15 protein-coding genes are annotated in these 13,797 nt (G+C 54.2%); 9 read left to right on the forward strand and 6 right to left on the reverse strand.

Annotated elements, in window-relative coordinates; all coding sequences use genetic code 11:
- Nucleotide 1: 1 nt before the first annotated feature.
- From PGR09_RS01545 to PGR09_RS01565, 5 genes are all read right to left on the reverse strand, one after another.
- A complete protein-coding gene (locus tag PGR09_RS01545) occupies nucleotides 2-952 on the reverse strand; it encodes a carbamate kinase family protein (RefSeq protein WP_045393418.1) in 951 nt (316 codons plus the stop codon).
- Between the two features lie 127 nt (nucleotides 953-1,079).
- Nucleotides 1,080-2,498: a DUF1116 domain-containing protein gene (locus PGR09_RS01550; protein ID WP_348874728.1), complete on the reverse strand. Its 1,419-nt coding sequence runs from the start codon at nucleotides 2,496-2,498 to the stop codon at nucleotides 1,080-1,082.
- Nucleotides 2,498-4,045, reverse strand: coding sequence for an acyl-CoA synthetase FdrA (gene fdrA / locus PGR09_RS01555; protein ID WP_430915742.1), 1,548 nt, complete (start codon nucleotides 4,043-4,045; stop codon nucleotides 2,498-2,500). Before fdrA ends, PGR09_RS01550 begins: the two co-directional genes overlap by 1 nt.
- Entirely contained in the window at nucleotides 4,035-4,898 is an 864-nt protein-coding gene (locus tag PGR09_RS01560) for a DUF2877 domain-containing protein (protein ID WP_430915743.1), read from the reverse strand. The genes fdrA and PGR09_RS01560 overlap by 11 nt, the downstream gene beginning before the upstream one ends.
- Nucleotides 4,899-4,937: 39 nt before the next feature.
- Nucleotides 4,938-5,543 carry an ankyrin repeat domain-containing protein gene (locus tag PGR09_RS01565; RefSeq protein ID WP_316422892.1) on the reverse strand — a complete coding sequence of 202 codons (606 nt, stop codon included), beginning with the start codon at nucleotides 5,541-5,543 and terminating at the stop codon, nucleotides 4,938-4,940.
- 259 nt (nucleotides 5,544-5,802) lie between these two features.
- Here PGR09_RS01565 and PGR09_RS01570 point away from each other — a divergent pair, with 259 nt between their 5' ends.
- From PGR09_RS01570 to PGR09_RS01600, 7 genes are all read left to right on the forward strand, one after another.
- Nucleotides 5,803-6,297, forward strand: coding sequence for a DUF1097 domain-containing protein (locus PGR09_RS01570; RefSeq protein WP_047049449.1), 495 nt, complete (start codon nucleotides 5,803-5,805; stop codon nucleotides 6,295-6,297).
- A 101-nt stretch (nucleotides 6,298-6,398) separates the two neighbouring features.
- On the forward strand, nucleotides 6,399-7,337 hold the full coding sequence (locus PGR09_RS01575; RefSeq protein WP_047049447.1) for a LysR substrate-binding domain-containing protein: 939 nt from the start codon (nucleotides 6,399-6,401) through the stop codon (nucleotides 7,335-7,337).
- Between the two features lie 118 nt (nucleotides 7,338-7,455).
- The gene (locus tag PGR09_RS01580; RefSeq protein ID WP_430915836.1) at nucleotides 7,456-8,097 is read left to right on the forward strand and encodes a helix-turn-helix domain-containing protein; all 642 of its coding nucleotides are present in this window, start codon (nucleotides 7,456-7,458) and stop codon (nucleotides 8,095-8,097) included.
- A 93-nt stretch (nucleotides 8,098-8,190) separates the two neighbouring features.
- Nucleotides 8,191-8,526, forward strand: a complete 336-nt coding sequence (locus tag PGR09_RS01585; protein WP_045361908.1) for a DUF3302 domain-containing protein — start codon at nucleotides 8,191-8,193, stop codon at nucleotides 8,524-8,526.
- Nucleotides 8,526-9,668, forward strand: coding sequence for an HlyD family secretion protein (locus PGR09_RS01590; protein WP_213797377.1), 1,143 nt, complete (start codon nucleotides 8,526-8,528; stop codon nucleotides 9,666-9,668). Before PGR09_RS01585 ends, PGR09_RS01590 begins: the two co-directional genes overlap by 1 nt.
- Before the next feature lie 115 nt (nucleotides 9,669-9,783).
- Nucleotides 9,784-10,209 (forward strand): hypothetical protein, encoded by a 426-nt coding sequence (locus tag PGR09_RS01595; RefSeq protein WP_047068162.1) that lies wholly within the window; start codon nucleotides 9,784-9,786, stop codon nucleotides 10,207-10,209.
- Nucleotides 10,210-10,387: 178 nt separating this feature from the next.
- A complete protein-coding gene (locus PGR09_RS01600) occupies nucleotides 10,388-10,852 on the forward strand; it encodes an RcnB family protein (protein WP_045393392.1) in 465 nt (154 codons plus the stop codon).
- Between the two features lie 89 nt (nucleotides 10,853-10,941).
- Here the strand turns inward: PGR09_RS01600 and PGR09_RS01605 are convergent, their stop codons facing one another.
- A complete protein-coding gene (locus tag PGR09_RS01605; protein WP_045393390.1) occupies nucleotides 10,942-11,532 on the reverse strand; it encodes a YSC84-related protein in 591 nt (196 codons plus the stop codon).
- 235 nt (nucleotides 11,533-11,767) lie between these two features.
- Here PGR09_RS01605 and PGR09_RS01610 point away from each other — a divergent pair, with 235 nt between their 5' ends.
- Nucleotides 11,768-12,946 (forward strand): M20 aminoacylase family protein, encoded by a 1,179-nt coding sequence (locus PGR09_RS01610; protein ID WP_315709611.1) that lies wholly within the window; start codon nucleotides 11,768-11,770, stop codon nucleotides 12,944-12,946.
- Between the two features lie 19 nt (nucleotides 12,947-12,965).
- Nucleotides 12,966-13,742 carry an ABC transporter substrate-binding protein gene (locus PGR09_RS01615; RefSeq protein WP_015367838.1) on the forward strand — a complete coding sequence of 259 codons (777 nt, stop codon included), beginning with the start codon at nucleotides 12,966-12,968 and terminating at the stop codon, nucleotides 13,740-13,742.
- Nucleotides 13,743-13,797: the final 55 nt, after the last annotated feature.

The raw sequence follows: 13,797 nt of genomic DNA on the forward strand, positions 1-13,797 counted from the left end.
GTCAGTCATGCACAATATGGGTTCCCGTTTCGCCGCGTAGCGCGGCTGGCAAACATTCCGGCGTAGTGATGATCACCCGCTTGCCGCCGTGTTGCAGGAACGCGAGGCTGGCGACGATTTTTGGCAGCATGCTGCCAGCCGGGAAATGTCCTTCTTGCATATAGCGGCTCATCTCGCTGATGCCGACGCGACCTAACGCCTGCTGATCAGGCTTGCCGAAATTAACGCACACTTTCTCCACCCCGGTGGTGATCACCAGAATATCAGCATCAATTTCGCGGGCCAGCAGGGCGGTTGAGAGATCTTTGTCGATCACCGCATCCACGCTCTGGTAGTCGCCCTGCGGGCTGCGCACCACCGGGATCCCGCCGCCGCCGGCGCCGATCACCACAAAGCCTTGCCGGGTCAGCGCCTTGATGGCTTCTGCTTCGACAATGCGTTTCGGCTCCGGCGAGGCGACTACCCGGCGATAGCCACGGCCCGAATCTTCCACAAAGCGCCACTCAGGATGCGCCTGCTGCAGTTCATCGCGCTGGTTTTCGCTGAAGAACGCGCCTATAGGCTTAGTCGGATGGGTAAAGCCGGGATCGTTTTTATCGACTTCAACCTGCGTGACGACGGTAACCGCCTTTTGCTCGCCGCGCTGGGCGAGGCGGTTATTCAACGCCTGCTGAATGAGGTAGCCGATGCCGCCCTGGGTATCGGCGACGCAGTTGGCCAGCGGCGTCAGCGGCAGACCTTCACGCTCGTGGGCTATCTCCGAGCGGCGTAAATCCAGCCCAACCTGCGGGCCGTTACCGTGGGTTAGTACCACGTTATAGTCCGATGCCAGCATCTCCAGCACCGTACTGGCCACCGCTTTGACCGCCTCGGCCTGATGCTCGATCGACTGGCTGGCGTTATCTTTGATAATGCTGTTGCCGCCAATGGCAACGACGATGAGTTCTTTCATATCTGACTTCCGCTACAGAAGGTGATGTAGTTATTGTTATTGTGTGGTCGTGGTAGTCGCCCGGCCAGGCGTAGGGCTGCCGGGGATTTCCCGGGGTCGGCGCAAACGCCTCGCCCGGGCTACAACGTTAAACGTCGTAACGATCGCACCAGCTGAGGACCGCTTTTTCGAAACAGGCGAACGGCGGGTGGACAATCCCGGCGCCGATCATGCCGATCCCGGCGTCTTTATGGGCGATAGCGGTGTTGATCACCGGTAAAATACCGCTGCTGCCGACGCGGGTGATGTCGATAGCGGTCGGGATCCCCATAAAGCCGAGCAGCGGAATGGTGACGTTCGGATTTTCGCCAAGGGTGATTTCACGCATCTGGCGCGAGAAATCGACCGCTTCTTCTACCGTTCCGCCGACCAGCGCGACGATAGCCGGCGCCGTCGCCATGGCGAAACCACCGATGCCATAGGTTTCGGTAATTGCGCTGTCGCCGATATCAAGGCCGGAGTCTTCCGGTTTAAAACCGGCAAACATCGGACCTATCACCTGCTGCGCCGGGCCGGTAAACCACTGTCCCGGCAGGCCGCTGACCCGCAGTCCGAACTCGACGCCGTTGCGCGCCATGGTGGTGACCACGGTGCTGTATTCAATGCCGTGGGCCGCGTCCATCGCCGCTTTACACATCGCCATCCACGTCGGGCCGGAGAAGTAATCGCTGCTGGCGACAAATTCGAACACCTCGCGCTGCTGCTCTACCGGATAACCGGCCTGAATAATCCCCGGCGTGAGCGCCTGAATCAGCAGGGTGGTACCGGCGTTGTTGCGGTTATGGCACTCATCGCCCATGTGCAGCGCCTGCGCCAGCATTAAGCGCAGATCGATTTCGCCGATGATCTTCATGGCGTCGCGCAGCATGGGGCCCTGGACGTCGCGCATCCAGTTCAGACGATCGATCACGCTCTTATCGTTAGCCCCCATGCGCAGGATCTTCGCCATCTGCTCGCTCATGTTGGTATAAGCGATATTGCCGTAGGTTTTGTTCTCGACGATATGCATGAACATCGACGCCGACGTCACGCCCGCCATCGAACCCACGCAGTCGTGTTCGTGACAGGGTGAGAAGGTAATTTCACCGGAGGCGGCAAGCTCGGCCGCTTCATCCAGATCTTTCGCCAGCCCTTCAAAGACCAGCGCGCCGGTGACCGCGCCTTTCATGGCGCCGCACATGTTTTGCCATTCCACCGGCGGGCCAGCATGCAGAATGGTTTTTGGCGTCATGCCCGGCACGACGTTAATGGCCTGATCAAAACCGATCAGCACCGGGTGCGATTGAATAATACGCTCCAGCGCCTGCTGGTTGGCGGCGGCGATTTTATCGGCCAGCGGCGAGCCGGCGATGCGATCCAGCGCCTCAACCAGCTGCAAATTGCCCTGGCCCGGCGGCGTCCAGTCGAGCTGGGTGACGGCGGTATGCTGCTTTTTCAAATCGTCGCTGAACATGGCGATACCGACGTTAATCACGTTCAACGGCTGGTTAAATAGCGACTGGCTCATCAGGCTTGCTCCCCTTTGCAGATAAATTCACGCGCCAGCAAACCGGTATTGGTGCTGCTGCTGGCCAGAATGACGCCAGCGTCAAGCAGCATCTGGCGCTGTTGCTCCAGCGACGGCGTATCGATGTCGGTGCCTAACACGTAAGCGAGGATCGTCAATGGGCGGCCATCGGCGGCGGCAATGGCTTTGGCCTCTTCGATCGCCGCGATCGTCGAACCCACCGGATCTTCATGCGCCCCGAAGCCCAGCACGAAGTCCATGACGATGACCGCCACTTCGGGATCGCGCGCTTCCTGCAGCAGGCGGCTGATACGGTTGGTCGGGTCGATCATCGGGTGCGGCTTACCGTTGGTGAAATCGTCATCGCCGAAATCGAGGAAGGTGTGTTTGATGCTGCGATTGATATCGCTCAGGCGATAAGCCGGATCCGGCTGAATGTTGCTATAAACATCCGCGTGTTTTTCCAGTACCGCGAACATGGTTTCATCGCACAGGGTACCGCCGCAGAACAGGCCGCGAATGTATTTCTGCTGCGGCGTGAGCTGCGCGCGCACTTCGGCGATAAGCGCTTGATTTAGCGGATGCAGATCGAGGTTCTCTTGCTTAATACCGCTCAGCAGAACGGCCTTCAGCGCCGCTTCTTTGGTGCCGCGGGCGAACTGCAGACCTTGCTCATCGGCGGGGGGCTCGGCGCGGCCGAGGAAGCACGCCACCACCGGTTTACGGCAGGCGCGGGCGCGTTCGAGCACTTTTTTCGCCACCGTCGGCGCCGGCGGTTTGGAAACAAGGACGATAATTTCCGTTTGCGGATCGGCTTCCAGCATCTGAATGGCGTCGAGCATCATCAGGCCGCCGATTTTCTCACTCAGATCGCGACCGCCGGTACCGATTAGCTGCGAGATCCCGCCGCCGAAATCATGGATACGGACGCTCAGCTCCTGGCTACCGGTGCCGGAGGCGCCGATAATGCCGATGTTGCCGCGGCGAACCGCGTTACCGAAGCACAGCGCCGCGCCGTTAATAATGGCGGTGCCGCAGTCTGGCCCCATCATCAACAATCCCTTTTCGTGGGCCAGCTGTTTCAGCGCCAGTTCGTCGTCAATAGAGACGTTATCGGAAAACAACATCACGTTAAGATCGTTTTGCAGCGCCTGACGCGCTTCGCGAGCGGCAAACAGACCGTTGACCGAAATAATCGCGAGGTTACTTTGCGGAAGATGTTTTTTGGCGCTGGCGAGGGTGGCGTAGCGCGCTTCGTGCTGGCCGCTTTCGGCCTTTTTGCTGAACAGCGCTTCTATTTCACTGAGTATCTGTTCGCTATCGGCGCCGTCTTTGACGTTGATGACGATCATCAGGTCGCCGTTTTTCGCCGCTTCCAGCTCCGGCGTCAGCAGCCCCAGGTTATTCAGCACCCCTTTGTTCATTTCCGTCGCCATCGCCACAAATGCCTGCTCTACGCCATCGAGCTTATTAGCGCGGGTGGAAATCGACATTAATGAGACCGAATCAAAATAGGTATTCTTCTTCACCACTATTTTAACTGACATTATTCCCTCCATACGTTTGGCTCAGCGCGCAGGCATCCGCCATACCCAATAGCATGTCGCTGCCGGAACTTGAGCCAATATTTTTAATATTGGCAATAGCCTCAATAGAAAAGGTTGTCGGTTGATTAACCATCAGGTTAATCAACACGGCGATACTTTCTCGATAATGCTGATTAATCGCCGCCTCCAGCGTAATCGCGCTGAGCGGCGTAGTATTTTGTTGGGCGCTCTGCAGCGCGGTTATAAAAGCATTCCGGTATTGGTTAGCCGGGTGTCCCTTTATGAATAAAATAACGCTTAGACCTAGCAAATAATCATCCGCCGATGGCGTCAGGCCAATGCCTAATCCGATCATGTTCGCCACAGCGGCGCCGATATTTTTATTTTCGTGAAGTGCTTTAAATAATATTTCCCGTCGCTGCTGTAATTCACGACTCATTGCGTGATAAAAGGGATTGTCGCCGCGATAGAGAAATAACGTATCATCCTCATGTAACTGCGTAACGATAATGTTGTGCCATCGTCGCCAGGCTATCAGGTTAAATGTTGCCGCGTTTAATACCGCTCGCGGCGTTTGCCAGCGCTTACACCGGTGGATGTCTATCCATTTATTATCGCCAATGTAAATTCCTGAATCGGTAAACCGGACGCTTTCCCCTGGCCGGAACAGGTTGTCAAAGTGGGTGAGTGCTAACCTACAGCTATTGGGCGCATTGTCAGAGGTTTCGCACAGCAGCGTCAGAAGCCCTGGTTTGCCCGGGGTGAGCAGGTTTACCGCATGGGTGAAAACCTGCCCGACCCGTCCACCGCCGCGCTGTGCGAGAAAGCGGGTATCCGCAGTTAGCGCTTGCACACACCACCGCGAGGAGGTGTTAATGGCGATTCTCCTTCCTCAGGCTCCGACGGCGACCAGCAGGTGGGCGATTTCACTGAATCCCTTATCCCATGCCAGCTCCAGCGGCGATTTACCATACTTATCGGTCATATGCGGGTTGGCGCCGTGATCCAGCAGCAGTTTGACGATCTCCTGCTGCGTCGCGCCGCCGTCGTTTAAGACAATCGCTTCCAGCAGCGGCGTCCAGCCGACGAAATTGGTGTGGTTCACGTTAATATCCGTTTCCGTCAGCAATATTTTCACGATTTCAAGATGGCCTTTTTCACAGGCCGGCGTCAGACCAACGCCGCCGAAACGCGTTAATCGTTCGAGGTCGGGATTTGCCGGCAAAATTAAGCGCAGTAGTTCGGCGTCGTTATTCAGACAGCTGATTAAAAACGGGTTAAAACAGGTCTGGTCCTGCTTATTAATATCTACGCCAGCGGCAATAAGAATAGAAACACAAGCATAATGTTTATTCAGGCTGGCGAGGGTAATGGCGGTTCGCCCCTGGCGATTACTGGCATTAATATCGATGCCGCTTGCTAAGCAGGCTTTTAATTTCGCGATATTTCCCTGCTCTGCAGCCAAAAGATAGTCAGCAATAATATTTTCCGTCGCCATCACCTTGCTCCTGTTGTTGCGGCTGAGACTTTCTTGATGGCTTGAGCATAGCAACCAGAAATAGATAAAAGAACCCGCTTAAATTTTATTCGCCATAATCCGGGGGATTATTGAATAAATTTCAATAATTGATGCAGACTGTGCGGCAGAGCAATGTTTACTTCTTTTATGCCTTTGTCCTTTAACGCAATCGGGTTTTCTTTCGATATAGTTGCCGTCAGAAAGCAATATCATCGATCTTTTTTCAGAGGGGAAAGAGATGAACGGACTCACCGCTACGGGGATCACCGTCGGTATTTGCGCAGGCGTTTGGCAGCTAATTTCCTCGCACGTCGGGCTGCAGCACGGTTGGGAATTATTGGGAACCATCGGCTTCGTCGCGTTCTGTAGTTTCTATGCGGCAGGGGGCGGTAAAAGCGGTTTTGTGAAAAGCCTGTGCGTTAACTATTCCGGGGCGGTGTGGGCGTGGCTGGCGGCGCTGGCCGCCGGCGCTCTCGCCTCGGCCAGCGGTATGTCGGGGTTCTGGGCAAGTGTCATTACCACGGTGCCATTTTCGGCAGTCATCGTCTGGCAGGGGCGTTTCACGCTAACCTCGTTTATTCCCGGCGGCTTCCTCGGCATGACGCTCTTTTTCGCCACCGGTCTGAACTGGACGGTGACTCTGTTGGGATTTCTGGCGGGCAACTGCGTCGGCTTTATTTCAGAATATAGCGGGCGCAAACTCAGCGAGGCGACCAGTAAGGAGCGAGCCTGAATTCACTACGGGTGTTAAGCATTGTTCAAAAATGATTGCCCCTCGCCACAGTAACCAATACATTCAGCTTACGTATGGTTTAGCGGAAGCGGGAAGGGCGCATGAACTCGATTTTTACTGAAGAAAATCTGCTGGCATTCACCACCGCGGCGCGTTTTGGCAGCTTCAGCAAGGCGGCCGACGAGCTGGGGTTAACCACCTCAGCCATCAGCTATACCATCAAACGGATGGAAGCCGGGCTGGACGTAGTGCTGTTTACCCGCAACACCCGCAGCATTGAACTGACGGAATCCGGCTACTATCTGTTTCGCAAGGCCACCGATCTGCTTAATGATTTCCACGCGATAAAGCGCAGCATAGATACTATCTCGCAAGGCATCGAAGCGCGGGTGCGGATCTGCATTAACCAACTGCTATACACGCCTCGCCATACCGCCCGCCTGCTGCAGGTGCTGAAAAAACAGTTTCCCACCTGTCAGATAACCGTCACCACCGAGGTGTACAACGGCGTCTGGGATTCGATCATCAATAACCAGGCGAATATTGCCATCGGCGCGCCGGACACGCTGCTCGACGGCGGCGGTATCGATTATACCGAGATCGGCGCGATCCGCTGGGTGTTTGCTATTGCCCCGGATCATCCGCTGGCGTTTATGCCCGAGCCTATCTCGGAAAGCCAGCTGCGCCTTTACCCCAATATCATGGTTGAGGACACCGCCAGCACGATCAATAAAAAGGTCGGTTGGCTGCTGCATGGCCAGGAAGCGATCCTGGTTCCTGACTTCAATACTAAATGCCAGTGTCAGATCCTCGGTGAGGGGATCGGTTTTTTACCGGACTATATGGTGAACGAAGCGATAGCCGAGAAACTGCTGGTGATTCGTCAGATCCACAACCCGCGTCAGGATTCCGGCATGCTGCTGGCGACACAGCATGCCGCAACCGGCCAGGTGACGCAGTGGATTAAAAAGCAATTTCGCCCTGGCGGGATTTTAACGGCGATATATGCTGATTTATTGCATCGCGGAGAGGCGAAATAGTCTTGCTGCACATATCTTTACGCCAAAACTCCAGCTGTGGACTTTTCCCCTCGCTTTGCCTTATATATATTTGATGACGTCGGTGATACGGGAAAGTACGGCAATGGATACGGGGAAGTTGAACAGCAGTTTTGGTCGTATTCATGCCTGCTACCAGAAGCTGCAGTTAAATGCGCATCTCCCGGATGTGACCGCCTGTAGCGAAAGCATCGAATTGGCCCCTGGCGAGCGTTTTCAGCCGCAGGCTGGGTTTATTTACTTTCTGCTTTCCGGGAAAATCACTCTCGCCGTAAGCGAGCCTGATAATCTGCTAGGGATCGTGATCGAACATATGCCGGTTGGCCTGCTTGAGCACTATTGCCCGGCGGTAGAACTGCTGTACCAATGCCTCGATCGCTGCCGTTTCGCCAGAATCAGCGTGGAGGATTTCGAGCGTATCTTCTTTTACTCTTCGCCGGAGTATATGAAAGAGCTGACGACTATTCTGGCCTACATGGGCATTTTTGCCCTCGATGCGCACAACGAGCGCGGTAACCTGTCCGGTTTTCAGACCATAAAATCGATGCTATCGCGTTATCTGTACCGTAACGAGATCGATTGTGGAAAACGTGAAAGCCTGTCCGCTTTTATTATTAAACGGACCAATCTTTCGCGCAGCTATGTTTATCAGGTTTTAGCCGCGTTAAAAGAAGGCGGCTATATCACGGTGAAAAAAGGTCAACTGATTTCTATCGACCGAAAAATACCGGATAAATTCTGATTAATATGGTCAGTTGTCAGGGCGATCATGCCGGGCTTGCTGACGCCTGTATAAAGTGAATGTGAAATACGTCACACATTCTGGAGTTATTTTATGACCCTGGATTATATTGCTTTAGCCATCCTGATTGCGGTGGTGCTGATTTTATTTTATGGAATTATCGTGATCCACGATATTCCCTATGAAATTGCCAAAAAAAGAAATCATCCGCACCAGGATGCGATTCATTACGCCGGCTGGGTGAGCCTGTTTACACTGCATGTGCTGTGGCCGTTTTTGTGGATCTGGGCCACGCTGTGGCGGGAAGACCGTGGTTGGGGAATGCAACAGTTAAACGCCGAACAACACGATTTACATCAGCGTCTGGATGCGATGCAGGCGGAATTAAATCGTCTGAAAAATAGCGCCGTCAATCAGGAGGGTAAATAATGGAGACGTTATTACTGCTATGTTATGCCGCACTATGTATCGTGATATTTAAGGTATTCCGTATTCCATTAAATAAATGGACGGTTCCCACGGCGGTATTAGGCGGCGTAATACTGATTGGCATGTTAATCCTCGGTATGAATTATAACTTCCCCTATAGCGAAGTCGGGAAACAGGTTTACCGCACGGTGCCCATTGTTTCGCAAACCCGCGGGCGAGTTACCAGCGTGCCGGTAAAACCAAATCAGATACTGCATGAAGGCGACATCCTCTTCACCATCGACCCAACCCCGTTCCAGGCGAAAGTCGACGACCTGACCGCGCAGGTGAAAGCGGCAAGCCAGGATGCGTTGTCGCTTGATGCGGGGTTAACCAGCGCGCAGGCTGATTTAAGCAAAGCGGTCGCCGAGCGCGATCGGGCCCAGCGTGAATACGCCCGCTTCCAGGCCGGTCATGATAAAGGGGCTTTTTCCGATCAGATGGTCGATACGCGTCGCCAGAACTGGAAAGCGACGCAGGCGGCGGTTGACGCCGCCCGGGCAAAGGTCGCACAGGCGCGTAACGATCTCAATTCGGTGGTGCACGGTGAGAACACCAAAGTCGCTTCGCTGCTGGCGCAACTGCGCGAGGCGCAATTTAAGCTCGATAACACGGTGGTGCGCGCGCCGTCTGACGGTTACGTCAGTACCGTCGGCCTGCGTCCGGGAACGATGTCCACCGCGCTGGGGCTGAAGCCGGTGATGACGTTTGTGCCGACGGATAATGTGAATTCACGTGAATACGTCGCCGCATTCCGCCAGAACGCGCTGCAGCGTTTGCAAAAAGGTGAGCAGGCTGAATTACTGTTCCCCTCTATTCCGGGAACCGTGTTTAAAGCGCAGGTAGCGGAAGTGCTGCCGGCGATTGGCGAAAGCCAGTTTCAGGGGCAGGGGACGTTGCTGACGGCCAACGATCTGGCGGCGCGCGGCCGAGCGCTGGTGGTATTAAAAGTGACTGACGACCGTCTGGCAAACTATCAGCTGCCGCAGGGGGCGGATGTCGAAGCCGCCGTCTATTCGCAGCATTTTGAGCACCTGTCGCTGATAAGAAAGATCCTCATCCGCATGAAAAGCTGGGAAAGCTATCTCTATCTCGATCACTAAAATGACGGAATAGCGGCAAGGCAGTTTTAAGAACTTTTCCTAATGCCAAGCGCAGAAGCTTATGCCATGCTGAATGTGACTCGTAACATAAAGCACGCGTTAAGAGAGGAAAAATATGAAAAAAGCAATGATTGCACTATCCGCTATTCTGGTCGCTTCTCCGGTATTCGCGGCAACCACTACACATGCAACCGATGATACCGTGGCCGCAGCCCACGAAAATGCCAACACGGCAAAAGAAAAACTGCACCAGGCGCAGAACCAGGGCGAAGAGTTGAAGCTCAAGTCCAAACACGCTGCTGAAGGGAAAAGCGATAGCGTCGGCAGCCAGGTAAGCGAAGGCACGCAGAAAACCTGGAATAAAACCAAAGAAGGCGCCGAGAAGGGCTGGGATAAGACCAAAGAAGGCACTGAGAAAGGCTGGAATGCCACTAAAGAAGGCGCCAGCAAAGGTTGGGATAAAACCAAAGAAGTCAGCGAAAAAGGCTGGGATAAAACCAAGCAAGGCGCTGAAGAGTTAAAGAATAAAGTCTCTGAGTAATCACTGACTCGCTGAGAACAAAAAAAGGTCGCGCAAGCGGCCTTTTTTACGTCTGACGCTCGCTGAAATTAAATTTTGTTGCCCTCCTGAATTAGCCAGGAATAGTCCTGGATAGTTTGCTAATCACTATTTCTCCACATTTGCAGGGTAAAAAAAGAAATATATCAGGAGGTGTACTATGAAAAAGATTATTTCTCTGGCAGTTATTTTATCCTGCGTGTTGAGCGCTCAGGCTTTTGCCGATGGCCCGAATGATGGCCATCGTCCGGGGCAACAGCAGGTATGGCAGAATGGCCCGAAACAGGGTGACCAAAACGGACGCCACCAGCCGGGCGGTCCTGGCGATAACCATCAGGACAACAATGACCACCGCGGCCCGGAGCGTAGCGGTCATGACGATCGTCGCCAGGAGCGCCATGAACAGGATCATTTCGCCTGGAGGGGTAACGATTTCCGTAAAGGCCATCCGGCGCCGGAGCGTTATCGCGGCGATGAATATCGCGTCAGTAACTGGAACGAGCGTGGTCTGCCGCGCCCGCCGGAGGGCCATCACTGGTCTTATATCGATGGCAATTACGTGCTGATCGCCGCGGCGACCGGAATCATTACCTCAATACTGGTAAGCGGCGCCCTTGGTCATTAAATAATGATACTTGCGGCATGGCATTAGCGCCGGGTCAGGCTAACGTCTGACCCGGCTTATTGATGCTAACTTGTATGGACCGCAGTGGATTACCGTTTATTCAGCTCGTCATCCGGCCAGTATTTATAACCGTTGACCATCGCCTGCGCCGCCAACCCTTTTTCGGTGATTTCATAAACGTTGACTTTTGACGGCAGCGAAGAGGTATCTTTCGCCACGCCGTTAGCCGATGCGCCTATCGGAGCGATGCCGTTGTCGTCATATTTCGCTGCCGCGTTGGCATCCGCGCCGACCATATAGCCTTTAGTAATGAAAGTATTCAACGCATCTTTGTCGTGAAATACCAGTACGGTGCGCTGTTGTTTCACGCCCATACCAAGACCGGCGCCGCCCTGAGCCATTTTCATATAAGTATCTTTGCCCGTGGCGCTATTTTTCACGACACCATAGCCGCTGCCGAAGCCGAAGACGAATATTTTGCTGCTATTGCTGGCGAATACCGCGTAGCCCTTTGAATGCTGGATATCGCTGCGTGCTTCCGGACGCAGGCTATAGAGTTTACTGAGCGTATTGGTACGCATCTTTTGAATGCTGGCGCGTTGCTGGCTGGCGGTGTCGCCCTCAGCGCTGCAGCCTGCCAGCGTCAGCGCGCAGGCAACGACAAGTAATTGATATTTCATAGCTGTTTATTTTATTTAAAACTGAGTCAAAGCGGGGATGGTAGATTAAATGTTGGTGACCAACCCAGAAAATAAACGTTTATATTTAAATTTTGCCGGTTTTAATGGTTTTTGTTCTGCGATTTTTCTGCATTAAAAATATGACGAATGGCGTTCCAGGAATTAGAAATGCTACTTGCATAAACTTTGAGCCAGGATAACGTGTTAACTTCTTAATCTATTCCCGGAGAACGGCATGTCTGATTGTGTAATTCCAGAAATTAAAGCCACGGAACAAGAAATGATTTCTATCCGTCATTATTTACATGCCAATCCGGAATTAAGTCTGGAAGAGTTTAATACCAGCGAGCTGGTTGCCGGCAAACTGGCGGAATGGGGCTATCAGGTGACCCGCGGCCTCGGTAAAACCGGCGTCGTCGGCAGCCTGAGCAAAGGCGACTCGCCGCGCACTATTGGCCTGCGCGCCGATATGGACGCATTACCGATTTATGAAACCACCGATTTACCCTGGGCCAGTACGGTACCTGGAAAAATGCACGCCTGCGGCCACGATGGCCACACCACGATTTTACTGGCGGCGGCGAAGTATATCGCTTCGCCGGCCTGCCAGTTTAACGGCACGGTGCATCTGATTTTCCAGCCCGCGGAAGAAGCCATCGGCGGCGCGGATCTGATGATTAAAGATGGCCTGTTTGAGCAGTTCCCCTGCGAACGCATCTTCGGTCTGCACAATATGCCGGGATTACCGGTTGGCAAGCTGGGCTTCTATGCCGGCAATTTTATGGCCTCGGCGGACACGGTCAAAATCACGATTACCGGCTACGGCGGCCACGGTGCCCATCCGGAACGCACCGTCGATCCTATCGTCGCCGGCGCGGCGCTGGTGATGGCGTTGCAAAGCATCGTCGCGCGCAACGTGCCGCCGGGTGAAACGGCGGTCGTCAGCGTGGGGACTTTCCAGGCCGGCATCGCCTCGAATGTGATTCCGGAGAACGTGGTGATGGAGCTCAGCGTGCGGGCGATGAAGCCGGAAATTCGCGACCTGCTGATCAAGCGTATTCAAGAGCTGACCGAATTTACCGCCAAAAGCTATGGCGCCAGCAGCGACGTCGAGATTTACGACTCTTACCCGGTATTAACCAACAGTAATGAAGAGACCGATTTCGCCCAGGCGCTGGCGCTGGAAGTCTTTGGCCGCGAAGGGGTGCTGGAGTCGGTATCGCCAATGAACGCCAGCGAAGATTTCGCTTTTATGCTGCGCGAGCGTCCGGGCTGCTACTTCCTGCTGGGCAACGGTGAAAAAGGCGAGAAGGGCGGCTGCATGGTGCATAACCCCGGTTATGACTTTAACGATGACATTATCAGCACCGGCGCGACGTTGTTCGCGCGTTTAGTGCAAGCGCACTGCCGTTAATCCCAGGAGAAAATCTCGAATGAAAAAATCACTGTTGTTATGTTTGGCATTAATGGCGTCGACGTCGGCGCTGGCCGCCGGGGCGAAAGAGATCCGTTTTGGCGTTGATCCGACCTTTGCGCCGTTTGAATGGAAAGATCCGCAGGGCAAGCTGGCGGGATTTGATATCGATTTAGGCAACGCGATTTGCCAGCAGCTGCAGGCGAAGTGCGTGTGGGTGGAAAGCAACTTTGACGGCATTATCCCGGCGCTAAAAGCGCGTAAGTTCGATGCGATTCTTTCGGGGATGTATATGACCGAGAAGCGTAAAGAGCAGATTGCCTTTAGCGATAAGCTCTACAACGGGCCGGTATTTCTGGTGGCGCGTAAAAATACCCTCAAAGGCAATACGCCAGAACAGCTGAAGGGGAAAACCATCGGCGTCGAACAGGGGTCGGCACAGGAAACTTATGTGAACCAGTACTGGCGGCCGCAGGGGATTAACATTGTCGCCTATCAGGGCGCCGATAGCGTGGTGCGCGACCTTGAATCAGGCCGCCTCGATGGCGCGGTGCTCTCCGGCATGATGGCCGATTACAGTTTCCTGCAGCAGCCGCAGGGCAAGGATTTCGCCTTTGTTGGCGGACAGCTGCAGGATAATAAACTGTTCGGCGCCGGGGCGGCGATTGGCCTGCGTCAAGGCGACGATGCGCTGCGCGAAGAGATAAATGGCGCGATTGCGAAAATGCTTGCCGACGGCACCTACAAAAAACTTGCCGGGAAATATTTTAGCTTTGACGTTTATTCCGGGACATAATGTCAGAGTGTACCCTGCGGGCATGGACTGCCCGCCGCAAGATTCCTTTTCTGAT

The organism is Klebsiella sp. 141251, from assembly GCF_050600725.1.
Taxonomy (GTDB): domain Bacteria; phylum Pseudomonadota; class Gammaproteobacteria; order Enterobacterales; family Enterobacteriaceae; genus Klebsiella; species Klebsiella aerogenes.

What these genes read in the sequence shown, in the direction of transcription:
- PGR09_RS01545 (WP_045393418.1), bottom strand. Translation starts at nt 952, where the DNA reads ATGAAAGAACTCATCGTCGTTGCCATTGGCGGCAACAGCATTATCAAA.
- PGR09_RS01550 (WP_348874728.1), bottom strand. Translation starts at nt 2,498, where the DNA reads ATGAGCCAGTCGCTATTTAACCAGCCGTTGAACGTGATTAACGTCGGT.
- fdrA (WP_430915742.1), bottom strand. Translation starts at nt 4,045, where the DNA reads ATGTCAGTTAAAATAGTGGTGAAGAAGAATACCTATTTTGATTCGGTC.
- PGR09_RS01565 (WP_316422892.1), bottom strand. Translation starts at nt 5,543, where the DNA reads ATGGCGACGGAAAATATTATTGCTGACTATCTTTTGGCTGCAGAGCAG.
- PGR09_RS01570 (WP_047049449.1), top strand. Translation starts at nt 5,803, where the DNA reads ATGAACGGACTCACCGCTACGGGGATCACCGTCGGTATTTGCGCAGGC.
- PGR09_RS01575 (WP_047049447.1), top strand. Translation starts at nt 6,399, where the DNA reads ATGAACTCGATTTTTACTGAAGAAAATCTGCTGGCATTCACCACCGCG.
- PGR09_RS01585 (WP_045361908.1), top strand. Translation starts at nt 8,191, where the DNA reads ATGACCCTGGATTATATTGCTTTAGCCATCCTGATTGCGGTGGTGCTG.
- PGR09_RS01590 (WP_213797377.1), top strand. Translation starts at nt 8,526, where the DNA reads ATGGAGACGTTATTACTGCTATGTTATGCCGCACTATGTATCGTGATA.
- PGR09_RS01595 (WP_047068162.1), top strand. Translation starts at nt 9,784, where the DNA reads ATGAAAAAAGCAATGATTGCACTATCCGCTATTCTGGTCGCTTCTCCG.
- PGR09_RS01600 (WP_045393392.1), top strand. Translation starts at nt 10,388, where the DNA reads ATGAAAAAGATTATTTCTCTGGCAGTTATTTTATCCTGCGTGTTGAGC.
- PGR09_RS01605 (WP_045393390.1), bottom strand. Translation starts at nt 11,532, where the DNA reads ATGAAATATCAATTACTTGTCGTTGCCTGCGCGCTGACGCTGGCAGGC.
- PGR09_RS01610 (WP_315709611.1), top strand. Translation starts at nt 11,768, where the DNA reads ATGTCTGATTGTGTAATTCCAGAAATTAAAGCCACGGAACAAGAAATG.
- PGR09_RS01615 (WP_015367838.1), top strand. Translation starts at nt 12,966, where the DNA reads ATGAAAAAATCACTGTTGTTATGTTTGGCATTAATGGCGTCGACGTCG.